General features: G+C 66.7%; 19 protein-coding genes and 1 pseudogene. 11 read left to right on the top strand and 9 right to left on the bottom strand.

All coding sequences use genetic code 11. From position 1 onward, the window contains the following. Positions 1-427 precede the first annotated feature (427 nt). The 3 genes from ACQR0W_RS28390 to ACQR0W_RS28380 all read left to right on the top strand — a co-directional run bounded on the left by ACQR0W_RS28390 (position 428) and on the right by ACQR0W_RS28380 (position 2,379). Positions 428-1,162, top strand: coding sequence for a sensor histidine kinase (locus tag ACQR0W_RS28390; RefSeq protein WP_315717875.1), 735 nt, complete (start codon positions 428-430; stop codon positions 1,160-1,162). Further along, positions 1,143-1,829, top strand: a complete 687-nt coding sequence (locus ACQR0W_RS28385; protein ID WP_315717876.1) for a response regulator transcription factor — start codon at positions 1,143-1,145, stop codon at positions 1,827-1,829. The genes ACQR0W_RS28390 and ACQR0W_RS28385 overlap by 20 nt, the downstream gene beginning before the upstream one ends. 196 nt (positions 1,830-2,025) lie before the next feature. Further along, positions 2,026-2,379, top strand: coding sequence for a response regulator (locus ACQR0W_RS28380; RefSeq protein ID WP_316170744.1), 354 nt, complete (start codon positions 2,026-2,028; stop codon positions 2,377-2,379). A 113-nt stretch (positions 2,380-2,492) separates the two neighbouring features. Here ACQR0W_RS28380 and ACQR0W_RS28375 read toward each other — a convergent pair whose 3' ends face one another. Then, positions 2,493-2,666 carry a hypothetical protein gene (locus ACQR0W_RS28375; protein WP_315717878.1) on the bottom strand — a complete coding sequence of 58 codons (174 nt, stop codon included), beginning with the start codon at positions 2,664-2,666 and terminating at the stop codon, positions 2,493-2,495. A gap of 164 nt (positions 2,667-2,830) precedes the next feature. On the opposite strand from ACQR0W_RS28375, the pseudogene ACQR0W_RS28370 reads away from it, so the two are divergent. Continuing rightward, positions 2,831-3,500 (top strand): annotated as a pseudogene (locus tag ACQR0W_RS28370) (IS3 family transposase); the annotation flags it as partial. Between the two features lie 342 nt (positions 3,501-3,842). Here ACQR0W_RS28370 and ACQR0W_RS28365 read toward each other — a convergent pair. The 3 genes from ACQR0W_RS28365 to ACQR0W_RS28355 form a co-directional block, all read right to left on the bottom strand. Beyond that, positions 3,843-5,918 (bottom strand): methyl-accepting chemotaxis protein, encoded by a 2,076-nt coding sequence (locus ACQR0W_RS28365; protein WP_315828007.1) that lies wholly within the window; start codon positions 5,916-5,918, stop codon positions 3,843-3,845. A gap of 129 nt (positions 5,919-6,047) precedes the next feature. Then, positions 6,048-6,395: a hypothetical protein gene (locus ACQR0W_RS28360; RefSeq protein WP_316170743.1), complete on the bottom strand. Its 348-nt coding sequence runs from the start codon at positions 6,393-6,395 to the stop codon at positions 6,048-6,050. A gap of 15 nt (positions 6,396-6,410) precedes the next feature. After that, entirely contained in the window at positions 6,411-7,139 is a 729-nt protein-coding gene (locus ACQR0W_RS28355) for an SDR family oxidoreductase (protein WP_315751340.1), read from the bottom strand. 120 nt (positions 7,140-7,259) lie between these two features. Between ACQR0W_RS28355 and ACQR0W_RS28350 the strand changes: the two genes are divergently transcribed. Beyond that, complete coding sequence (locus ACQR0W_RS28350; RefSeq protein ID WP_316170742.1) at positions 7,260-8,543, top strand: hypothetical protein; 1,284 nt, start codon at positions 7,260-7,262, stop codon at positions 8,541-8,543. Positions 8,544-8,750: 207 nt separating this feature from the next. Here the strand turns inward: ACQR0W_RS28350 and ACQR0W_RS28345 are convergent, their stop codons facing one another. Then, entirely contained in the window at positions 8,751-9,788 is a 1,038-nt protein-coding gene (locus ACQR0W_RS28345) for a magnesium and cobalt transport protein CorA (protein ID WP_316170741.1), read from the bottom strand. Between the two features lie 257 nt (positions 9,789-10,045). On the opposite strand from ACQR0W_RS28345, the gene ACQR0W_RS28340 reads away from it, so the two are divergent. Further along, the gene (locus ACQR0W_RS28340) at positions 10,046-10,750 is read left to right on the top strand and encodes an SDR family oxidoreductase (protein WP_315717883.1); all 705 of its coding nucleotides are present in this window, start codon (positions 10,046-10,048) and stop codon (positions 10,748-10,750) included. A gap of 15 nt (positions 10,751-10,765) precedes the next feature. On the opposite strand, the gene ACQR0W_RS28335 is transcribed toward ACQR0W_RS28340, so the two are convergent. Further along, entirely contained in the window at positions 10,766-12,205 is a 1,440-nt protein-coding gene (locus tag ACQR0W_RS28335; RefSeq protein WP_316170740.1) for a glutamine synthetase family protein, read from the bottom strand. A 193-nt stretch (positions 12,206-12,398) separates the two neighbouring features. After that, positions 12,399-13,757 (bottom strand): aromatic ring-hydroxylating dioxygenase subunit alpha, encoded by a 1,359-nt coding sequence (locus ACQR0W_RS28330; protein WP_315751332.1) that lies wholly within the window; start codon positions 13,755-13,757, stop codon positions 12,399-12,401. Positions 13,758-13,968: 211 nt separating this feature from the next. Here ACQR0W_RS28330 and ACQR0W_RS28325 point away from each other — a divergent pair, with 211 nt between their 5' ends. Both ACQR0W_RS28325 and ACQR0W_RS28320 read left to right on the top strand, forming a co-directional pair. Then, complete coding sequence (locus ACQR0W_RS28325) at positions 13,969-14,769, top strand: IclR family transcriptional regulator domain-containing protein (RefSeq protein ID WP_315717886.1); 801 nt, start codon at positions 13,969-13,971, stop codon at positions 14,767-14,769. 825 nt (positions 14,770-15,594) lie between these two features. Then, positions 15,595-16,296: an alpha/beta fold hydrolase gene (locus ACQR0W_RS28320; protein ID WP_316170739.1), complete on the top strand. Its 702-nt coding sequence runs from the start codon at positions 15,595-15,597 to the stop codon at positions 16,294-16,296. 9 nt (positions 16,297-16,305) lie between these two features. Here ACQR0W_RS28320 and ACQR0W_RS28315 read toward each other — a convergent pair whose 3' ends face one another. Together ACQR0W_RS28315 and ACQR0W_RS28310 are read right to left on the bottom strand one after the other, a co-directional pair. Continuing rightward, on the bottom strand, positions 16,306-16,734 hold the full coding sequence (locus ACQR0W_RS28315) for a hypothetical protein (RefSeq protein WP_316170738.1): 429 nt from the start codon (positions 16,732-16,734) through the stop codon (positions 16,306-16,308). Positions 16,735-16,753: 19 nt separating this feature from the next. Beyond that, positions 16,754-17,335 (bottom strand): TetR/AcrR family transcriptional regulator, encoded by a 582-nt coding sequence (locus ACQR0W_RS28310; protein WP_316170737.1) that lies wholly within the window; start codon positions 17,333-17,335, stop codon positions 16,754-16,756. A 196-nt stretch (positions 17,336-17,531) separates the two neighbouring features. On the opposite strand from ACQR0W_RS28310, the gene ACQR0W_RS28305 reads away from it, so the two are divergent. From ACQR0W_RS28305 to ACQR0W_RS28295, 3 genes are read left to right on the top strand one after another with little or no spacing between them, the layout of a single operon-like run. Continuing rightward, complete coding sequence (locus tag ACQR0W_RS28305) at positions 17,532-18,026, top strand: (2Fe-2S)-binding protein (RefSeq protein ID WP_315751322.1); 495 nt, start codon at positions 17,532-17,534, stop codon at positions 18,024-18,026. After that, positions 18,023-19,081, top strand: a complete 1,059-nt coding sequence (locus ACQR0W_RS28300; protein WP_316170736.1) for an FAD binding domain-containing protein — start codon at positions 18,023-18,025, stop codon at positions 19,079-19,081. Before ACQR0W_RS28305 ends, ACQR0W_RS28300 begins: the two co-directional genes overlap by 4 nt. After that, positions 19,071-21,335: a xanthine dehydrogenase family protein molybdopterin-binding subunit gene (locus tag ACQR0W_RS28295; RefSeq protein WP_316170735.1), complete on the top strand. Its 2,265-nt coding sequence runs from the start codon at positions 19,071-19,073 to the stop codon at positions 21,333-21,335. Before ACQR0W_RS28300 ends, ACQR0W_RS28295 begins: the two co-directional genes overlap by 11 nt. Positions 21,336-21,406: the final 71 nt, after the last annotated feature.

The raw sequence follows: 21,406 nt of genomic DNA, 5'->3' as shown, positions 1-21,406 counted from the left end.
GGTCGTACCTTGCGGTCGGGCGCCCGCGAGACAGATCGAGATTGGTTTGATCTTGCCTGTCATGAGATTGCCTCAACAGAGTTGCCGAGGCGATCAATCATGAATGAGGATAAACCCGCTGCCCGCTATTCAACGCCTGTGAGACCTTCACCTCACGTCCACATTTCATGCGTATGGAAGCTGCAAGGCTCAGCGTCCACTGACTCATGCTAGCGTCGGGAAAGACGGCGAATGGCGGCGCGGTGTTCTCCGTCGACGCGATGAGCTTCATCGACGCCCTGCCGATCGACAATTACAACGGTGCGGCGCGTAGCTTTAATGTACATAAAGTTATGCGGTTTAAATCGATCTTTGAAGTTGACTCGATCATACTACTGATACATCCTAAGGGTGTATCTTAGTCACGAGAAAACCTGGCTGGTCTTCGATGCAACGGGAGCAGATCGAAGCCATAACTCGCGATATTGGGCAACAAGAAATTCTTGAACGTGAAATTCTTGCGATTGCCTCTCGCGAGAGACAGCGCATTGGGCGTGAACTCCACGACGGGCTCTGCCAATCGCTCGCCGGCTTAGCGGCGCTAGCTGCGGCGCTGTGGCGAAGTTTGGCGGCGAGCGGCCAACCGGGTCCCGCCGCGGCCGCGGCCGAACTCGTACGATTGCTGAACGAGACCATCGGCGAGGCGCGTGACCTCGCTCGTGGGCTCAGCTCGATCGGTCTGAATAGCGCGGATCTTGTCGGCTCCCTTGAGAGCCTCGCCCGCAACGTCAGCGCCGCTCATGGCGCCTTTTGTGCGTTTGTGGAAGATAACCCTTGTCCCGATCTTGGCCGCGAAACCACGAGCCACCTCGTGCGTATCGCCCAAGAAGCCGTCCGCAATGCGGTCAGCCACGGCCGAGCCGACGAAATCGAGATCCGTCTGGCGTGCACTGCAGGCTCGGGACTATTGAGCATCCGGGACAACGGTGTCGGGCTTCCCGAAAAATGGCGCGATCATGACGGCATCGGGCTTTATACCATGGACTACCGCGCGCGGGCGATCGGCGGTTCTCTTACTGTGGAGCCGCAGGCCCGTCGCGGCGTCATGGTTGCGTGCGCGTTTCCGCTGTTATCGAATTACGAACGGCAGGAAAGTATCGGCGATGCCCACTTGCCTGGCTGAAGCCGCGGACGCGGTGCGGAAGAGGCTGCTTGTCGTCGACGATCATCCCGTGCTGTGCCGCGGGTTGATCGCCCTCATCGAGGCGGAAAACGGCCTCGCCGTTCACGGCGCGGTCGGTACGCGCGTGGCCGCGCTCAAGACCATCGCGATCAGTCGCCCTGATCTGGTGATCGTAGACCTTGCTCTCGGCGACGAGGACGGCCTAGATCTCGTCAAGGAAATCAAAGCGCGTCATCCCGGCGTTCGCTCGCTGGTGCTTTCGATGTACGACGAAGAGGTGTTCGCCGAGCGCGCGCTTTGCGCCGGCGCCCTCGGCTATGTCACCAAACAACAGCTCGAATCGACCGTGATCGCTGCCATTCGTCGGGTGCTTGCAGGCGAGACCTACATGAGCGAGGCTCTGCAGCGGCGGCTGGCTGAACGATGCGTCGGCGCGCGACCGCTCGAGACCGCCTCGCCGGTGCGCACGCTGAGCGATCGGGAATTGCAGGTATTTCGGCTCGTTGGTCAGGGCCGAACCACGCGGCAGATCGCTGGTCTACTGAACCGCAGCGTCAAAACGGTAGAATCCCATCTTGAGCACATCAAGAATAAGCTGGCGATCGAATCGGCTGCTGAACTCGCCCAACGCGCGGCTCAATGGGTTACAATCGGCCGATTGGGTTGAGTCATAAAGTTCGCCCAAGTGCGCGGCTAGTGTCATACACGTCTGCCATGCCGCCGATGACTTCTCGACCAAGCAGGCACAGCCCCTCTCCGGCAAGCGCGACGGCCGAACACGCGGTCTGGGCCATGGTGCTAAAGCGGACTGCGCAATCAGCACGGCGCACGCGGCGTCTGCTCATTGTGGACAGTCACCCCTGATGCGGCGCAGGCTGACCGCGCTGATCAATGCTGAGCCCGGTCTTGTCGTATGTGCCTTGGCGGCCACCCAACGGGATGCGCTCGTGGCCATCGCGGCCACGAAACCCGATCTAGGGATCGTCGATCTGTTCCTTGGCGATAGCGATGGTTTGGATCTGGTGAGAGACGTTCGCGCGCGCTTTGTTCGTCTGCCGCTACCTGGATTGAGCAGGCATGATTCGCCGCAATACGTCCGCCGCGCTTTCGAATCCGGCACCGACGACTACGTCGCCAAGCAGGAGATGACAGAAGACCTTCTGGTGGCGATCCGCAGCGTGCTGCTCGGCGACCCTTACGGCGCACCGGCGCCTTGATCCATGCCCGTCTGCGTCCGGCAAGTTGACGCGTGCGAAGCTGGGCGGCCCATGGGGGATTCTCCCAATGCGAAAACGGGGTGCGACCCCGATGTCAGTTTAAGTCTCCAGCGTTAGCATTGGTAGCTACCAATGCCGTGCCCGCTTTGACGACTGAAATGCTGGTCGAGCCCTTCGCTTATCGGCTCGATCGAGACCATCACCGCTTCAAATGGGAAAAAACGATGAGAAATATCTGCACCGCCGCCGCAATAGTCGCGATTGTTTTCATTCCTTGGACCGTCCATGCGGGCACCTGCTACAAAAACTTAGGTTGCAAGGGCGCTACGTCGACCACTTCTTGCAAGACATGTCTTGGAAACCCCTCAAAGGGAGAGGGTTGGAAGCAAAACTCAAAGAGCACCTGTATCGGAAACTTCAACCATTGTCCGGCGGTCCGTTAACGGTACTGGCGCTGGTCCCGCGCCCCGGCACCAGCAAGGCCGCCTCCGGCCACAAGATCCATCCCTATCTGCTGCGCGGCGTCAGCATCACCGATGCCCAATCACGTCTGGGCGGCCGACATCACCTACATTCCGATGGCGCAGGGGTTCCTGTATCTGGTGGCGATCATCGACTGGGCCACCCGGGCGGTGCTGGCGTGGCGCTTGTCGAACACGATGAATACGGGCTTTTGCATCGCTGCGCTCGACGAGGCGATGGCGCGTCACGGCCGGCCTAAGATCTTCAACACCGATCAGGGCGCGCAGTTCACCAGCTCAGCCTTCACCGGCAGGCTGGAGGCTGCAGGCATTGCGATTTCGATGGACGGACGCGGCCGTTTCATGGACAACATCTTCATCGAACGATTGTGGCGCTCGATCAAGTATGAGGAAGTGCATCTGAAAGCCTATGCTGACGGGCGCGAAGCGCGAGACGGCATCGGCTCATGGATGACCTTTTATAATCATCGCCGCCCGCACCAGGCGATGAACAATCAGTTTCCCATGGCGGCATGGCGCGCCGGCATGGATGTGATCGAGGCGGCCCAGACTGTGGATATGCCGCTTCGCTTGGACAACGCAAACGCGTTGCCCACATACCCACAGCAGGCCCAGACGCAGCAGCAGGAAGCTGCTTGATTTGAACGACAGGGCAGGCGCGATCACACCTTAATTTTCGGCGATCCATGGTCCCGTGCGTGGGGTCCACTTCAGTTGAACGTGTCTCGCAAGCTAACATCCGCCTGGGGTTATGGATTCCCGCGTTCGCGGGAGAGCGGGGCAGCCGAGAAGAACAAAGGGCGCGATCGGTCCGATCGCGGAGCATCGGCAGCAGCGCAGATCTGAGTAGCTGTAGCCCGGATGAGCGGCACCGATATCTGAGGGGGCTGGCCCCGCATGTCGCTTGCGCTCATGCGGGCTATAGCTGCTGCGATCGGGTGGCGATGCGCGGCCCTCGTCGAGGCCACGCATAATGCACCCTCACGCCGCGCGCACCGAGTCGAGGAAGCGGCTGACCTCGTCGCGGAGGCGGCTGCTCTGGCCGGACAGCGACTTCGCGGCGGACAGCACCTGCGAGGAGGCCGAGCCGGTCTCGTCGGCGCCATGCCGGACGCTGGCGATGTTCGCCGACACCTGCTGCGTGCCGTGCGCCGCCTGCTGGACGTTGCGCGAGATCTCGCGCGTCGCCGAGCTCTGCTCCTCGACGGCCGAGGCGATGGCGGACGCGATCTCCGACATCCGGGCGATGGTCTCGCCGATCTCCTTGATCGAGCCGACCGACTCCTGGGTCGCCGCCTGGATGCCGCCGATCTGCTGGCCGATCTCGCCGGTGGCCTTGGCGGTCTGCTCGGCCAGCGCCTTGACCTCGGAGGCGACCACCGCGAAGCCGCGGCCGGCCTCGCCGGCGCGGGCGGCCTCGATGGTGGCGTTGAGCGCGAGCAGATTGGTCTGGCCGGCGATCGCGTTGATCAGCTCGACGACGTCGCCGATCCGCGCCGCCGCCTTGGCAAGCTCCGCGACGTTGTCGTTGGTCTTGCGCGCCTGCGCCAGCGCCTCGTTGGCGATGCGCGCGGAGTCCTGCACCTGGCGGCTGATCTCGTTGACCGACGAGCTCATCTCCTCGGCGGCCGCGGCGACCGAATGCACGTTGGTCGAGGCCTCCTCGGAGGCCGAGGTCACTACGGTGGCGAGCTCCAGCGAGCGGCCGGCGGTCGTCGTCAGCGTGGCGGCGGAGCGCTCCAGATCGGCCGACGCTGATGACACGACGCCGACGACCTCGCCGATCGCCATCTCGAACTCGCGGGTGAAGCGCTCGACACGCTGGCCGCGCTCGATCTTGGCCTGCGCGTCGGCCGCGGCCGCCTGCTCGGCGCGCTTCTTCTCCAGCAGCGCCTCCTTGAAGGTCTGCAGCGAGCCGGTCATCGCGGCGATCTCGTCGTCGCGATTGATCGTCGGGATCGCCACGTCGTCGTGGCCGGCCGCCATCTCGCCGATCAGGCCGGTCAGGTTCACGATCGGGTTGATCACGCGGCGGCGCAGCAGCATGGTGACGAACACGAGAATGCCGGCGAGGGCCGCGACCACCGCCGTCGCCAGCGCGAGCATCAGATAGGCTGCATCGCGCGCCGCGACGGCGCGTTCGCGGGCCTCGGCGATCGCGGCGTCGCGCACGACGAAGAACTTCTGCACGGCCGGGACGACCGCCTCGGCCAGGCTGTCGGCGGTGAGTGTGTAGTTGAGATCGCCGAGCCCGGCTGCGATGTCCTTGTCGACGATCGGAACGGCGCGCCCGAAATAGGCGTCACGGGCCTCCTTGAACGCCGTGAGCAGCCGCTCCGGATTGCCGAGCTGGTCGATGCCGGCGTCCAGGCGCTCGCGGTCGGCCTCGGTGCGGCCCTGGGCGCGGTCCATCGCCGCCTTCTCGGCCGGTGCCACGGCGCGGCGGGCGCTGAGCGCCGGCGACAGCGCGGCGGCACGACCACCGGCGGTCACGCGCAGGTCCTGCGCGGTGCGGGCGACGTCGAGCAGCGTCGTCAGCGACGCGTCGGCATTGGCGATGCGGTTCTGCAGCTGGTTCAGGATCGGCTCGATTGCCAGGGCGACCTGGGTGACCCCGGGGAGAAAGCTCTTGATGACGGCCGGATCGCGCGCGGTCAGCGGCGCGGTCAGCGCGGGGTCCACCTTGGCGAGGATCTCGTTCAGCTTGGAAGAGGCCTGGTCCAGGCTGCGCGTGATCGCCTCGCCGTTGGAGACGTTCGCCAGCTGCGCGCGCGCCCTGGCGAAGGATGCGTCGGCGGACTGCCTGATCTTGCGCACGCCTTCGAGCTGCGCGGGCGTGGCGGGAGTATCCTGGAAGATCGGCGTGATGTAGGGGGCGCGATGGCCGACCACGTCCTGCGCGTAGAGCAGCACGGCGCCGAACGCCTCGACCGTCTTGATCGCCTCGGCCTTGTGGCTGACAGCCCTGACCTGCTCGATCACGACTTGAGCAGCAGGCAGGACGGCCAAAGCCGTCACCGACAGCATGGAAATTGCGAAAAGTCGGCCGATCTTCATTATTGCCCCCGGATTGCGCGGGCTCACGCTAGGTTCCTTATGATTAAGGTTGCGCTTAATTCGACCCCCGTAGTTTCCCGGACTCATCGTCATACGCGGACGCTGTGAAGGCGGCAGCCTGGAACGCCGTCAACCCGGCCAGCGCAACAGACTGTCCGAGCGCGCCAGAAGGCTTCGGCAACGGCTGTCTGCCACGTCGCGCGCCCAGCGCTGCGCGTTATCGATCGCCCCCTGCAGGTCGATCAGCGCTTGCGCCTGCCAGTGCTCGCGATCGCGGCCAAGCGGGAGCGCGTCCGTTTCGGAGTCGATTCCAACCAGGGGAAGAATGTCGACATCGGTCTCGAGCCGCGCGGCGAAGCGAAGCCTTGCGATGGCTCGCGCACCCTCGATCGGAGACACGGCGCCGGACAGGACATCCCGCGCCACTCGAAGGATGTCCTGGCGCGCGGCGATGACTTGGGGCCGATTCCAGCTCATGAAATTTGGATGCCCCTACAGATCAAAATTCGTCGGCAGCATCACGACGTCGCGGATGGTCATGCCGCGCGGACGGGTCAGCATGAACATGATCACCTCGGCGACCTCTGAGGGCTCCAGCAGGCTGCCGGACTCGCGTGCCTCCTTCAGCTTCTCGGCCGGCCAGTCGGCGATCAGCGCGGTGATCACCGGGCCTGGCGAGATCGCGCCGACGCGGATGCCGTGCTTGAACACCTGGCGGCGCACCGTCTGCACGAAGCAGTCGATCGCCCATTTCGACGACGCATAGACCGGCTCCCACGGCGTCGGGTAATGGGCGGCGAGCGAGCTGGTGACGATGATGTCGCCCGAGCCGCGCGCGATCATGTGCGGGAGCACGTCGCGTACGTTCTTCATCACGACGTTGACGTTGAGGTTCAGCATGCGGTCGATCGCGTCCGTCCTGGCGTCGACGAGATCGCCGCCGAGATAGCTGCCGGCATTGGCGTGAAGGATGTCGAGCCGGCCGGCCGCATCGAGGACGCGCGGCAGCAGGGTGGCGCAATCCGTGGGATCGAGCAGGTCGATCACCACGGGGATCACGGCCTCGCCGTGCCGCTCGCGCAGGCTCGCCAGCGCCGCGGCGTCGCGATCGATCATGACGACGCGCGCGCCGGCGGCCAGCATCGCCGCGCTGCTGGCGAGGCCGATGCCCGACGCCGCGCCGGTGACCGCCGCCACCTTGCCTTCGAGTTCCCTGCCCATTCATCTCCTCCTTGTCCGGCCAGACTACAGCAAACCGCGCGGCATTGCCGCACTCCGTTGGACCCATCGCAATCCCTGCGCGTTGCATCCCGGCCGCCAGCATCACCCGTGAAGAGCCCGATGGAGACGATCGAAGCCTATCTCGCCCGCAAGCATCAGGAGCTGCAGCTCCTGAATTGCTGCCTGCGGAGACCGCATGCGCTGCCGGCGCCACGCTCCGTGATGGAGGTCGTCCGGCGCAAGTTTCAGCTCACGGCCGCGCTGAAGGCCGAGCACGCGCTCAGCGACTGGACCGCGACAGAGACGGCCTGGGCGGATGCGGACGATCATCGCGCCGGACCGTTCGCCTTCAGCTACGACTATCAGCGCGCCGATCTCGACGTGCGCGGGCCGTCGTTCTATGCGGCGGGCGAGAGCCGTCATGACACCATCTACACCATCTCCGGCATGGCGGCGATCGCGGCACTGCTGCTGGCGACCCGCCCCGTTCTCGGTACGGCGAACCTGCTGATGCTGCCGGGTTCCTATGGCGAGACGCAGGAGCTGGTCGCGGCGCATGCGCGGCACCTGCGCCCGGTGACGCTGACCCGTGACCTTGCCGCCGCGCTGGCGCAGCCCGCGCCGGCGCCGCGGCTGCTGCTGATCGATTCCAGCGCGACCGCGCCGCGCTTCGAGGCCGTGCTGAATTGCGACCGTCCGGCGATCGATCTCCAGATCTTCGACACCACCTGCTTTGCCAATGGCTCCGGCCGCGTTCGCCGCGTGCTGGCCTGGGCGCGACGCTGGGACGTGCCGGTCGTGATGGTGCGCAGCCATACCAAGCTCGACTCGCTCGGCGCTGAATATGGCCGGCTCGGCTCGGTCGCCTTCATCGATTGGAGCAAGGCCGGCGCCGCGGGCCGCGTTGTGCTTCAGACGCTGCCGGACGAGACGCGCAACGCCGTCAGGCTGCTCGGCGGCGCGGCGCTGCCGGCGCATTTCCCGCCTTATGTCGGCCTGCCCGCCTATCGCGAACTGACCGCGCGGCGCGTCGCCGCCATCCTGCGCAACAGCCGGCGCGCGCGGCGTCAATTCGCGACCGCGCTGCACGGCCTGACCGCGGAGCTCGACTTCGCGCACGGGCTCTACGTCACGCTCGCCGGCCGCGCGCCGCTCGACGAGGCCACCGCGCGGCAAGCCGCAACCGCCATGAGCGACGATCTCCGGCGCGCCGGGCTGCCGATCCGCCACGCCGGGAGCTTCGGCTTCGATTTCGCTGCGACGGAATGGTTTCACGACGCCACCACGGATCGCTACAGCGTGCGCGTCGCCGTGCCCGACCTGCCGACCGCGATCTGGGACGAACTGACGGACGCGATCGCCGCGTGGTGGTCCGCGCACCAGGGGCGATCCGCCGCGGCGTGACCGCTGCGCCATGGCACGCCTTGCCTCCTCAACGGCAAACGATTTCGATGCCACACGCGCCACGTCGTGCCCGGCGGTCGCGGCGCCACCGCACTCGGCGCCCTGGCACCGCGCCTCGCTTGGGCGCAGGGGATTTGGAGCAACGCCTTCGCGCCGCTCGCAAGTGGCTGAACCCGCTTCGCGAGCAGGGACCGACGGCCCCTCCCCTCACAGCCATCCGCGCCGGTGGAACTGCCAGTACAGCACGCTGCACACGGTGGCGATGAAGCCCAGCACGGCGTAGTAGCCGTATTGCCATTTCAGCTCCGGCATGTGCTCGAAGTTCATGCCGTAGATGCCGGCGACGGCCGTCGGCACCGCGAGGATCGCCGCCCAGGCCGTGAGTCGACGGGCGATGTCGGTCTGCTGCGCCTGGCCGGCCATCATGCTGGCCTCGAACACGAAGGCGAGGATCTCGCGAAGGGAATCCGCATCCTCCTCGGCGCGCTTGGCGTGGTCGAGGACGTCGCGAAACAGCGGCGCCATCTCGGCGTCGATCGCGACGTTGTCGACATGCTCGAGCCGCTTGCAGACGTCGACCACGGGGCCGACGGCGCGGCGCAGCCGCAGCAGGTCGCGCCGCAGGCGATACAGAAGGTCGACCTCGTGGCGCGCGAGCGGCCGCTGCAGCACCACCTCCTCCAGCGTCTCGACCTCGGCCATGATGCTCTCGGTCACCGGCCGGTAGTTGTCGACGATGAAATCGAGGATCGCATAGAGGATGTAGTCCTCGCCCTTGGCGAGCGAGCCCGGACAGCTCTCGCAGCGCTCGCGCACCGCGCCATAGGAGGTCGAGGCGCCGTGGCGCACCGAGACCACGAAGCCGGGGCCGACAAAGATGTGGGTCTCGCCGAACACGATGTGCTCCTTGACGAGCTGCGCGGTGCGGGCGACGACGAACAGCGCATCGCCGTAGCGCTCGACCTTGGGCTGCTGATGCGCCTTCGACGCATCCTCGATCGCGAGCTCGTGCAGCCCGAACTGATCCGCGACGCGCTGCAGCAGCGCCGCATCAGGCTCATGCAGCCCGATCCATACGACATGACCCGGCCGCCTGCTCCAGGCGCCGGCCTCCTCGATCGCGATGTCGGCGACGCGGCGGCCATCGGCATAGGCGCCAGCCGCAACCACGCCGGGCTCGCGCGACGCGCCGCGAACCTGAACGGCCGGTGTATCGGCCGGTGTCTGCGTCGTCACGTGGCGCATCGTGCCTCCCTGCTGTCCGGTCTCAACGGATCCACGCGGTGGCGCGTTCCCGTTGCACCGGCCTGTTTCCGATTTTCGGCGCGTTGCAGCCGCCGGTCAAGCAACGCGCCGGATCAGATCGGTGCCGATACGGCTTGTTGATGATCTGTCGCTCGCCGTCATGGCGACCGGCGCGTTCCTGTGTTTTGCTCGACGCCACCGGGAGAACGGCGCTACATGATCGCCGTCGTCATCCGTGAAAGGCAGGAGTCATCGTCATGGCCACACAACGTGTCGCACTGGTCACCGCGGGCGGCAGCGGCATGGGCGCAGCGGCCGCGCGCCGGCTTGCCGCTGATGGATTCCACGTCGCGATCCTGTCGTCGTCGGGCAAGGGCGAGGCGCTGGCGGCCGAGCTCGGCGGCCTCGGCATCACCGGCTCCAACACGTCCAGCGACGATCTGAAACGCCTCGTCGACGGCGCGATGGACCGCTGGGGCCGCATCGATGTGCTCGTCAACAGCGCCGGCCACGGCCCGCGCGCGCCGATCCTGGAGCTGACCGACGAGCAGTGGCACACGGGCCTCGATACCTATCTGCTGAACGTCATCCGCCCGACACGCCTGGTGACGCCGATCATGCAGGCGCATAAGGGCGGCGCGATCATCAACATCTCGACCGCCTGGACCTTCGAACCGTCTTCGATGTTCCCGACCTCGGCGGTGTTCCGCGCCGGGCTCGCATCCTTCACCAAGATCTTCACCGACACCTACGCGGCCGACAACATCCGCATGAACAACGTGCTGCCGGGCTGGATCGACAGCCTGCCGGCGACGGAGGAGCGCCGCAAGACGGTGCCGATGGGCCGCTACGGCAAGTCCGAGGAGATCGCCGCGACCATCGCCTTCCTGGCCTCCGAGGGTGCCGCCTACATCACCGGCCAGAACATCCGCGTCGACGGCGGGCTGACGCGCAGCGTGTGAGGGGCCACCGCGCCGTCAGAACATCTCGAAATATTCGCGCTGCTCCCAGTCGGAGACCTCCTGCTGGAAGCGCTCGAGCTCGGCGTTCTTGATGAAGGTGTAGTAGTCGATGAAGGTCGAACCGAACGCCTCGCGGAAGAACGCGTCGTCCTTCAGCGCATCCACCGCCTCGCGCAACGATTTCGGCAGCAGGCTCGCCTTGGTCTCATAGGGCACATCCGCCGACGGTCCCGGATCGAGCTTGCGGTCGATGCCGTCGAGGCCGGCTGATATCTGCGAGGCCATGTAGAGATAGGGATTGGCGGCCGGCTCGCCGATGCGGTTCTCCAGCCGGGTGGCGCGATCGCCGGGGCCGCCGAGCACGCGGATCATGACGCCTCTGTTGTCGCGGCCCCAGATCGCGCGGTCCGGCGCCAGCGAATAGGCGCGGTAGCGCCGGTAGCCGTTGATCGTCGGCGTCGAAAACAGCGCGGAGGCGCGCGCATGCGCGAGCAGACCCGCCATGTAGTGGCGGCCGAGCGCGGACAGACCTTCGGCATCCTCCGTCATGAAGGCGTTGCTGCCGTCGCGCGCCACCAGCGACTGGTGCAGATGCCAGCCCGACGACATCACGTTGGGAATGCGCGGCCGGCACATGAAGGTGGCGTGATAGCCGTGGCGCTGGCAAATCTGCTTCACGGCACTGCGGAACAGCACCATCGTATCCGCAGGCGCCAGCCCGATGCCCGGCTGCAGCACGAATTCGCACTGGCTCGGCCCGTATTCGAGCTCGATCGAGCGCAACGGCAGGCCCAGCGCGACGAGGTTCGCACGGATGATCTCGAGCGCCGGCTCCATCTGATCGAAGCGCTGCTCGGTGAGATATTGATAGCCCTGGGTCAGCAGGCTGACCGTCGGCGGCACGCCGGGCTGACCGGGCGAGCCGGCATCACCGGGCGCGAGCCTGGGATCCTCGACCTTGAAGATGTGGCACTCGACCTCGAGGCCGGCCATGAACTGATAGCCACGCTGCTCGAGCGTCGCCAATACCGATCGATAGAGATTGCGCGTGGCGAACGGGAGCGGCGCACCGTTGGCGAAGTACAGATCACACAGCACCCAGCCGGTGCCGGACGCCCAGGGCAGGACGCGGAACGTGGTCGGATCGGCGACCATCAGTGCATCGCTACCGCCCTGCATCTCGGCCATGCCGAAGCCGCCGCCGGCGGTGAACACCGGAAACACGGTGCGATGCGAGGTGTCCTTGGCGAGCAGGGTCGTCGTGATCGAGCAGCCATCCTCGAGCGAGGACAAAGCAGCATCGACAGTGAGTGTCTTGCCGCGCAGGATGCCATGCTGGTCCGGGAACGAGAAGCGGATGGTGGTGAGGCCGTGCTCCTCGGCGAGGCGGCGCATGCGCACTGCGGCCTCGGCCTGCTCGACGGTCCACAACTGATGCTTGTCGACGAAACTCAACGATGGCTCCTCGAATCGTAGGACGGGCAAAGGCGCGCTCGCGGCGCTGCCTCCGCTGTTGCGCCGGTGGACACTGCGAACGCGACGCGCGCACCGCCGCGACGGTGCGCGTGAATGGTGGGCGCGCCGTCGGACGGCACGCTGCGCCGGTCCGCCGGCTTTGCCCACCCTACGGCAGCTCGGAGCAAAGGAGCTACTCCGCCGCGCTCAGATGCGGGGCCCGCCGCACGATATCCGCGGGCACCGGCGGGGCCCAGGGGGCGTTGCGGCGGCGGCGGACGTCGACTTCCATCCAATAGGTCTCCCAGCCGCGCGTCGGACCGATGCCGTCCATCGTCGCCGGGCCCTGCACGCTGCGGGCCTCGGCGGCATCGAGGAACAGCATCGGCGGCTCGCCGCTCGCGACCTTCTCGATCTGCTCGCGCAGCAGCCGGCGATATTGGATGATCGCCTTGTCGGATTGGCCCAGATGCTCGCGGGTGCGGTCCTGGATCCGGCCCATCGACTCCACCGCCCACTGGTCGTGCACGTTGATGTCGTTGCCCATGCCGGTGTAGGTCGCGGTCGCCTGCTCCCGTGGATCGAAGCCGTAGTCGTTGCTCTTGTTCTTGCGCGAGCGATAGTCGGGCAGCTCATAGAGCTCGAGCCGCTGCGCCCGCATCTTCGCCCGGTCGACCGGCGCGCCATAGCTGGTGAAGATCGCGTACCAATAGCAGCTCTCGTCATCGACCGGCACGTGCCACTGCGTGATCGTCATCTCCGTGCTCATCGGAATCACGAAGGCATGCGGGAACAGCTGATTGGTGACGCGCACGTGGGTGCGTTCGGCATCGATCTCACGCAGCGCGATGATGCGCAGGCCGTATTCGGTCCCCTCGACATTGATGATCGGACGATCGTATTCGCGCAGCACCTTGGTCATCGGCAGCTCGCTGTCGGCGGAGGCGCCGCGGAACTGCTTGCCATAGGCGGTCGACGTATCCTCGTCCTCGAAGAAGCGGTGCAGGAACGAGGCATGCGCGGGGTCGATGCCGACCTCCAGCGCTTGCAGCCAGTTGCACTCGATCAGGCCCTTGAAGGCGAAGGTGTAGGCGTCTGGCGCGGTGAAGCAGTCGAGATCCGGGAACGCCGGGGCGGCGCCCTCGCCCAGCCAGGCCCAGAGGATGCCGCCCTTCTCGACCACGGGATAGGCGCGCTGCTTGACGTTCTTGCACAGCGGCGAGCCCGCCGGTTCGGCCGGCGTCTCCAGACAATTGCCGTCGGCGTCGAACAGCCAGCCATGGAAGGCGCAACGCAACCCGCCGTTCTCCAGCCGTCCGAAGGCGAGATCTGCGCCGCGATGCGGACAATCGCGATCAAGTAGTCCGTAGCGGCCCTGCGCATCCTTGAAGAGCACGAAGTCCTGGCCGAGCAGCTTCACCGCGCGCACCGGCCGCTCGCCCACGAGCTCATCGACCAGCGCGGCCGGCTGCCAGTACATCCTCATTAGTTTACCGGCGGGCGCGCCGGGTCCGACGCGCGTGATCAGGTCGTTCTGCTCCTGGCTCATCATGATGGCCGTCTCTCCTGTTCCGTCGCAAGTCGGGCGTTGAGCGTCACGCGATCATCTAATAATGTTCGCTAGACGAACACATGTTCGCCCAGATTAGATTCGCTTTAAGTGGGGAGAAGCGCAAGTGAAAAAGCTACAACCGAAGCCGAGGGGCCAACGGACTGCAGCTTCACTGCGGCCGAAAACAACAACAGCGGATCATGTCAGGCCGATGCCGAAACTGAAGCGCACTGATGAGGAGAAGAAGCAGGCTCGGGGCGACGGCCCCGAGTTCGTGGAAGCGCTCGATCGCGGCCTGCGGGTGATACAAGCCTTCAGCCGCGAGGGCCGGCCGATGACGCTGAGCAAGGCCGCGGAACTCACCGGCCTCGCCCGCGCCACGGTGCGACGGATTCTGCTGACCCTGAAGGCCTCCGGCTTCGTCCATGGCGACGACCGGCTGTTCTCGCTGACCCCGCGCGTGCTGCTGCTGGCCTCCAGCTATCTCGCCTCCAACCAGATCAACAGCGTGATGCAGCCGTTGATGGACAACACGGCCGGCGAGGCGCGCGAGGTCTGCTCGCTCGCCGTCCTCGACGGCGAGTCGGTCGTCTTCATCGCGCGCGCGACCTCGACGCGGATGTTCTCGACCGGGCTCGAAATCGGCTATCGGCTGCCGGCGTTCTGCACGTCGGTCGGCCGCGTGTTGCTGAGCCGGATGCCGGACGATCAGTTGCGCCAGGCCGTCGAGCGCATGACGCTGACCGAGATGACGCCGCAGACGATCACCGACAAGGAAGCATTGCTCGCGTCGATCATCGCCGTCCGCGACGACGGTTACTCGCTCGTCGACGGTGAGGCGGAGCAGGGTTTCCGCTCGATTTCAGTGCCGATTCGCCGCTATGACGGCGGCATCATCGCCGCCGCCAACATCGGCGGCCACGTCGATCGCATCGGCGTCGACGAGATGAAGGAGCGCTTCCTGCCGCTGCTGAAGAAGCTCGCGGCGACGGCGCAGCCTCTGCTCGTCTGATCGTCGGGGAGAGGCCTCGGCCGCCGGCGCGCTGGCTCTCGCTCGCGCATCAGGTCACGCCACCGCAACCTTCGCATCGAACTCGCGTCGCATCGAACTCGCGACCACGAGCGCCGCTGCTCCATCCGGCAGCGACATCGCCGGGAGGCATCGTCGCGCCGCTGATCGAGCACGTCGTCCCGCCCCTCGCTGCATCGCGGATCGGCGCACTCGCCGTTCTCGTGAGAGCCGGACTTCGCGCGACACTCGTTCCGATGTCATCACCGACAGCGCGGTGCTACCAACTCATCTCCGCAGCAGCACGAGAGAGCCGGCCATCGCCGGCCACGTGAAGTTACCGGCCGCGCGAACTAATCGTTGTGGTCGCAGGCCTTGCGACGCCGCGGCCCACGCCCATTACGTGATATTATCGTGACGCCCGACCCTGTTTGCCACGATTGATGGTCCGTCCAGGTATCATCGCGCTGCATGCGATGGTGGCATGATCCGGAGCGGAAGTAGTTCGATCTCCGATCTCACGCGCGAATTGCGGACGACGCCACCAGATTGCCGCGAATGGCGCCGCAATCACGAAAGCCGAAGGCGCCGCGGCCCAAGCAGCATCGCGGGCGACCCGATCACCGCGATCATCCGACCGGCCCCCCCGCTGCCGCGAAGAGGCGCAGGAGGAGCCAGGACACGGCTGGGGACGAGGTTGTCGGCCTGGGGCGGCGGGCGCGAGCCGCAGCACATCGTTGGACATCGGCCGCCCCTCGCGCGTAAATGGCATGCCGGGCGGACAACACCCGGACCTGCAGGTGAATGCCGTTTCCGGGGGGAAGACCCATGACTGATGCGCTGCCGCTCGTGCTGGTGCCTGGCCTGATCTCGTCGCCCCGCATCTATGCGCCTGTCATCCCGGCGCTGTGGCGGCTCGGGCCGGTGATGGTGGCCAACCACATCCGCGATGACAGCATGGCCGCGATCGCGCGCCGCATCCTGGCCGAGGCGCCGCCGCGCTTCGCGCTCGCGGGACATTCGATGGGCGGCTACATCGCGCTCGAGATCATGCGCCAGGCGCCGGAACGCGTGGGTCGGCTGGCGCTGATCAACACCCAGGCGCGGCCCGACACGCCGGAGGCGAGCGCCCGCCGCCGCACCATGATCACCCGCGCCAAGGAGGGCGACTATCACGGCGTGGTCGACGAGCTGTTCTCGGGCTTCGTGCATCCGTCGCGCCAGAATGATCCGCGGCTGCGCCAGCTCGTGCACGACATGGCCGAGGAGGTCGGCGTCATCGGCTTCATCCGGCAGCTGACGGCGATCATGTCGCGTCCGGACTCGCGGCCGACCTTGACCGCGATCCGCTGCCCGACCCTGGTGCTGACCGGCGACACCGACAACACCATCCCGAACAGCCTGTCGAAGGAGATGGCCGACGGCATCGACGGCAGCTGGCTGGTCGTGCTGGAGAATTGCGGCCACCTGCCGCAGCCCGAGCAGCCGGAGGAAACGGCGCAGGCGCTGATGGAGTGGTTGAGGGGCTGATTGGATCGGTTAGGACCCCTGCGAGCCGTCGAACGCATTGAAGAGCTCGATGATTTTCAGCGCGCGATCCTGATCGTCATCAGCCCACAGGCCGAGTTCCAGCACCATGCGGCCATTCTGTCCGGCACGCGTCACGCCATCGCGTTTGAGCGCATCAAGTTGGACCGCCGCCGATCGCTTGTCCGGACAAACAAACACGACAAATGGGATCGGAAGCTCCGCAACCTTGAAGGCGGCGACGGCCTCGACCTCTGAATGTCTGAAGCCGTGCCGGACGGCGTAGGGCGAGACCTTGATGCCATTCCGATCGAAATGGTCGGCAAGCGCGACGATCTCGGGAGGCATTGGATCGATGGGCCGGATGAAGCTGCGATAGACCCACTCGCCTGAATAGACCAGTGCGATGAGGGCGATAAGGATGACGACGATTCGTATCATTCGCGCCCGACGAGAGCCATCAACGTTGCACCCGCAGCCCATCCACGAACACATCCAACAGCCGCAGCACGCTCTGCTGCCAGCCGGTCTGGTCGTGCATGTAGCACATGCCGATCAGCGCGCGCAGGACGTCGTCGGCGCTGATGTCGCTGCGGATCTCGCCGGCCGCGACGGCACGCGCCAGCAGCGCGCCGATCGAGCGGGTGAGGTGGCCGTGCGAATAGGCCGCGAGCTCAGAGTTCGCGTTCATGACGATCGCGAGCGCGGCCATCATGCCCTTCTTGGTGGCGACGAACTGCACCGTCGAGCGCAGCCAGCGGCGGAGCGCCTCGACCGCCGACTGCTCGCTCTTCAGCTCTTCCGCAAGCTCGGCGAGTTGCTCGACCTCGCGCCGGTACACCGCTTCGAACAGATCCTCGCGGGTGGGGAAATGGCGATACAGCGTGCCGATGCCGACGCCGGCCTGGCGCGCCACCGCCTCCAGGCTGGCCTCGGCGCCGCCGACGCTGAACACCGCCTTGGCCGCCTCGAGCACGCGCTCGCGATTGCGCTGCGCATCGGCGCGCGGCTTGCGATGGCGGTCTTGTGGTTTCGTCTCCATCTCACCAGCTCTTGATGACGGACCGTTCATGTCCCCTTGCTAAACGGAGGAACCCTCCGTATAAATAGACCTGCCACCCGGGACAGCCAACCTTCCTCAGCTGTCGTCCCGCGGTCGCTGGATCTGGACGGACATTCGCCCGTAAGGCGGTGCCCGCTGCGATCCGATTAGGCCATCGCTTCGATCGGAACAACGCATGAATTGGACTGTCAGACTCACCGTCAACGGTGAGCCGCGAACGCTTGCGCTCGACGACCCCAGGGTCACCCTGCTCGACCTGCTGCGCGAGCGCCTCCACCTCACCGGCGCCAAGAAGGGCTGCGACCGCGGCCAGTGCGGCGCCTGCACCGTCCTGGTCGACGGCCGCCGCATCAATTCCTGCCTGACGCTGGCCGTCAGCCTCGACGGCGCGGCGATCACCACCATCGAAGGACTCGCTCAAGGCGACCAGCTCCATCCGGTGCAGGTAGCTTTCATCGCCCACGATGCCCTGCAATGCGGCTTCTGCACGCCCGGCCAGATCATGAGCGCGGTCGGGCTCATCAACGAAGGTCACGCCGGCGGCGATCCGGAGCGCGTGCGCGAAGGCATGAGCGGCAATCTGTGCCGCTGCAGCGCCTATGTCGGCATCGTCGAGGCGGTGCTCGACGCCCAGGCGACGCTCGCCGAGGACAAGGAGCGCGCGGCATGAACCGGTTCGACTATGTGAAGCCGTCGACGGTCGCGGAGGCGGTCGCAGCGGCCAGCGCGCCCGGTGCGGCCTATCTCGCTTCGGGCACCAACCTGCTCGATCTGATGAAGGGCAATGTCATCAGGCCGGCGCGGCTCGTCGACATCTCGCAGATCAAGGAGCTGACGCGGATCGAGACTTCAGGCAATGGCGACGTCCGGATCGGCGCGCTGGTGCGCAATGCGGACCTTGCGCATGACGCGGCCTTCGCGTGCGATTTCCCGGCGGTCGCCGAAGCGCTGCTGTCGGGCGCCTCGGCACAGTTGCGCAATGCGGCCACCGTCGGCGGCAATCTGCTGCAGCGGACACGCTGCGCGTATTTCTATGATCCGGCCTCGGCCTGCAACAAACGCACGCCCGGCGCGGGCTGCGACGCGCGCGGGGGCGACACCCATCAGCACGCCGTGCTCGGCTGGAGCGAGGCCTGCATCGCCACCAACCCCTCGGACTTCTGCGTGCCGCTCGCCGCGCTCGATGCGATCGTCGAGATCGAAGGCGGCTCCGGCCGGCGCGAGGTCGCGCTGGAGGCGCTGCATCTGCTCCCCGGCACCACGCCGGAGCGCGAGACCGTGCTCGCGCCGGGCGAGATGATCGTCGCGGTCCGGCTGCCCGCGGCGGCGCGGGCGTTCGCAAGGCACGCGCGCTATCTGAAGGTGCGCGAGCGCAATTCCTATGCGTTCGCCGTCGTCTCCGCCGCGGCCGGTCTCGTGATCGAGAACGGCGCGATCAAGCACGCACGTCTGGCGCTCGGCGGCGTCGCTGCCAAGCCGTGGCGCGCCCACCAGGCCGAAGCGCTGCTCGCAGGCCAGCCGGCTATGCCGCACACATTCCAGCAGGCTGCCGACATCGCGCTGCGCGATACAAAGCCATCCGGCGACAACGCCCACAAGATCCCTCTCGCGCGCAGCCTGATCATGCGCGCGCTTGCCGCCGCTGCGCAAGGCACGCCGTCGCGCGTGCCGACGCTGCCGGCCTCTCCCTTCTCCGCCGTTCCAGGAGCACTTCATGACGCCTGAGCTCAATCTCTCCCGCGATCCCGCCCATGTCAGACACGGCTCCAACATCGGCCAGCCGCTGTCGCGCGTCGATGGCCGTGCCAAGGTCACCGGCACGGCGCGCTATGCCGCCGACAACAATCCGCCCGGCCTGCTCTATGCCGTGCTCGCCGTCTCCAGCATCGCGCGCGGCCGCGTCGTCGCGCTCGACGTCGAAGCCGCCAAGGCGCATCCCGGCGTGGTCGAGGTGATGACCTCCGCCAACCGGCCGCCGCTGCACGCCGATCCCGACGGCAAGCCGAACCCGTTCGCATTCCGCTTCGAGGCGCTGCAGAACGACCGTGTGCGCTACGCCAACCAGCCGATCGCGCTGGTCATTGCCGAAAGCCTGGAAGCCGCGACCGAGGGCGCCGCGCTGCTGTCGCCGCGCTACGAGGCCGAGCCGGCCCGCATCGGTCTCGATGCCGCCGACGCCTATGTGCCGCCTGTCGTCGGCATGGGTTTTCCCGCCGAGAGCCATCACGGCGATGTCGAGGCCGCGCTGGCGGGCAGCGACAAGCAGATCACCGCGATCTACGAGACCCCGCCGCATTATCACAACGCAATGGAGCCGCACGCGATCGTCGCCGAGTGGCAGGGCGACAGGCTCATCATCGACACGCCGACCCAGGGCCTGGTGATGATGCGCGGCCGCCTTGCCGAGCTGTTCGGCATCGCGCCTGAGAACATCCTGATCCGCAGCCCCTATCTCGGCGGCGGCTTCGGCGGCAAGGGCCTGATGGCCGGGCCGCAGGTCCTCGGCATTCTCGCCGCCAAGATGGTCGGCCGCCCGGTGAAGCTGGTGGCGCGTCGCGAGCAGCTCTACGGCCCGTTCGGCCATCGCTCGCCGACCCGGCAGACGCTGCAGCTCGGCGCCAGCAGCACCGGACAATTGTCGGCGATCCGTCACCACGCGAGGATCGCGACCTCGAGCTTCGAGGACTTCTACGAAGCGGCGGCGCATGTGACGCACACGCTGTATGCCGCGCCGGCGATCGCGACGACCTATGACGCGGTACGCATGGACACGGGCACGCCGCTGTTCGTGCGCGCCCCCGGAATCGCGCCAGGATCGATCGCGCTGGAGAGCGCCGTCGACGAAATGGCGGAAGCCTGCGGCCTCGATCCGCTCGCCTTCCGGGTCAAGAACTACGCCGAGGTCGAGCCGGCCACGGGCAAACCGTTCTCGTCCAAGGCGCTGCGCGAGTGCTACACGCAAGGCGCCGAGCGGTTCGGCTGGTGGGAGCGGCCGCTGAAGCCGCGGATGATGCGCGACAAGGACGGCTTCCTGGTCGGCTGGGGCATGGGCACGGCGACGTTCCATGCGCTGATGTTCGCGGGCCAGGCCCGCGCGGTGATCCGGCGCGACGGCACCGGCGTCGTCGAGAGCGGCGCGCACGACATGGGCCAGGGCGCCTTGACCGCCTTCGCACAGATCGCGGCAGACTCGCTCGCGCTCGAACTGGACCGGGTGACGTTCAAGGCCGGCACCTCCGACCTGCCGGATGCCGGCATCGCCGGCGGCTCGGCACATACGGCGACGGTCGGTACTGCGATCCACAATGCGGGCGCCGCCGTCATCGCCAGGCTCGCCGAGCTCGCGACATCAGACCAGCGCTCGCCGCTGTTCGGCGCCGGCAATGCCGGCGTGATCGCGCGCAACGGTCGGCTGCTTCGGCGCGACGACGAGGGCCGCGGCGAGAACTACGCCGACATCCTCGCCCGCGCCGGCCTCGACCAGGTCGAGGGCTCCGGCGGCGGCATGCCGGACCCTGCGGCCAACGAGCAATATGCGATGCATTCACATGGCGCTGTCTTTGCCGAGGTGAAGGTCGATCCCGATCTCGGCCAGGTCAGGGTGACCCGCATGGTCGGCGCGTTCGCGGCGGGACGGATCATCAATCCGAAGCTGGTGAAGAGCCAGCTCGTCGGCGGCATGATCTGGGGCATCTCGCTGGCGCTGCACGAGGAGGCGGTCACCGATCGCCGCACCGGGCGGATCATGAATGCCAATCTCGGCGAGTATCATGTGCCGGTGAATGCCGACGTCCCGGCGATCGAGGCCTTCACGGTCGAGGAGCACGATCCGTTCGTCAACCCGCTCGGCGTCAAGGGCGTCGGCGAGATCGGCATCACCGGCTCTGCCGGGGCGGTCGCCAACGCGGTGGCGCATGCGACCGGCATTCGGATCAGGCGCTTTCCGGTGCGGATCAGCGATCTGGTCTCGCGCCAATGACATTGGCGCGTTGACGAAGCCCGTTCGAAGCAATGCCTCCGTTCTCCTGACCGAGAGCGGAGGCAGGCGAC

The sequence above is a fragment of the Bradyrhizobium sp. HKCCYLRH1034 genome, assembly GCF_051168375.1.
Classification (GTDB): domain Bacteria; phylum Pseudomonadota; class Alphaproteobacteria; order Rhizobiales; family Xanthobacteraceae; genus Bradyrhizobium.
Note: the sequence above shows the minus strand (reverse complement) of the source record. Positions and strands in the feature narration are given on the sequence as shown.

Bases quoted from the DNA above. Each gene is read 5' to 3' on its own strand.
- ACQR0W_RS28310 (WP_316170737.1), bottom strand. From the start codon at position 17,335: ATGGAGACGAAACCACAAGACCGCCATCGCAAGCCGCGCGCCGATGCG.
- ACQR0W_RS28320 (WP_316170739.1), top strand. From the start codon at position 15,595: ATGACTGATGCGCTGCCGCTCGTGCTGGTGCCTGGCCTGATCTCGTCG.
- ACQR0W_RS28315 (WP_316170738.1), bottom strand. From the start codon at position 16,734: ATGATACGAATCGTCGTCATCCTTATCGCCCTCATCGCACTGGTCTAT.
- ACQR0W_RS28375 (WP_315717878.1), bottom strand. From the start codon at position 2,666: ATGGACGGTCCAAGGAATGAAAACAATCGCGACTATTGCGGCGGCGGT.
- ACQR0W_RS28325 (WP_315717886.1), top strand. From the start codon at position 13,969: ATGCCGAAACTGAAGCGCACTGATGAGGAGAAGAAGCAGGCTCGGGGC.
- ACQR0W_RS28390 (WP_315717875.1), top strand. From the start codon at position 428: ATGCAACGGGAGCAGATCGAAGCCATAACTCGCGATATTGGGCAACAA.
- ACQR0W_RS28350 (WP_316170742.1), top strand. From the start codon at position 7,260: ATGGAGACGATCGAAGCCTATCTCGCCCGCAAGCATCAGGAGCTGCAG.
- ACQR0W_RS28385 (WP_315717876.1), top strand. From the start codon at position 1,143: ATGCCCACTTGCCTGGCTGAAGCCGCGGACGCGGTGCGGAAGAGGCTG.
- ACQR0W_RS28360 (WP_316170743.1), bottom strand. From the start codon at position 6,395: ATGAGCTGGAATCGGCCCCAAGTCATCGCCGCGCGCCAGGACATCCTT.
- ACQR0W_RS28300 (WP_316170736.1), top strand. From the start codon at position 18,023: ATGAACCGGTTCGACTATGTGAAGCCGTCGACGGTCGCGGAGGCGGTC.
- ACQR0W_RS28380 (WP_316170744.1), top strand. From the start codon at position 2,026: ATGCGGCGCAGGCTGACCGCGCTGATCAATGCTGAGCCCGGTCTTGTC.
- ACQR0W_RS28330 (WP_315751332.1), bottom strand. From the start codon at position 13,757: ATGATGAGCCAGGAGCAGAACGACCTGATCACGCGCGTCGGACCCGGC.
- ACQR0W_RS28365 (WP_315828007.1), bottom strand. From the start codon at position 5,918: ATGAAGATCGGCCGACTTTTCGCAATTTCCATGCTGTCGGTGACGGCT.
- ACQR0W_RS28355 (WP_315751340.1), bottom strand. From the start codon at position 7,139: ATGGGCAGGGAACTCGAAGGCAAGGTGGCGGCGGTCACCGGCGCGGCG.
- ACQR0W_RS28295 (WP_316170735.1), top strand. From the start codon at position 19,071: ATGACGCCTGAGCTCAATCTCTCCCGCGATCCCGCCCATGTCAGACAC.
- ACQR0W_RS28305 (WP_315751322.1), top strand. From the start codon at position 17,532: ATGAATTGGACTGTCAGACTCACCGTCAACGGTGAGCCGCGAACGCTT.
- ACQR0W_RS28340 (WP_315717883.1), top strand. From the start codon at position 10,046: ATGGCCACACAACGTGTCGCACTGGTCACCGCGGGCGGCAGCGGCATG.
- ACQR0W_RS28345 (WP_316170741.1), bottom strand. From the start codon at position 9,788: ATGCGCCACGTGACGACGCAGACACCGGCCGATACACCGGCCGTTCAG.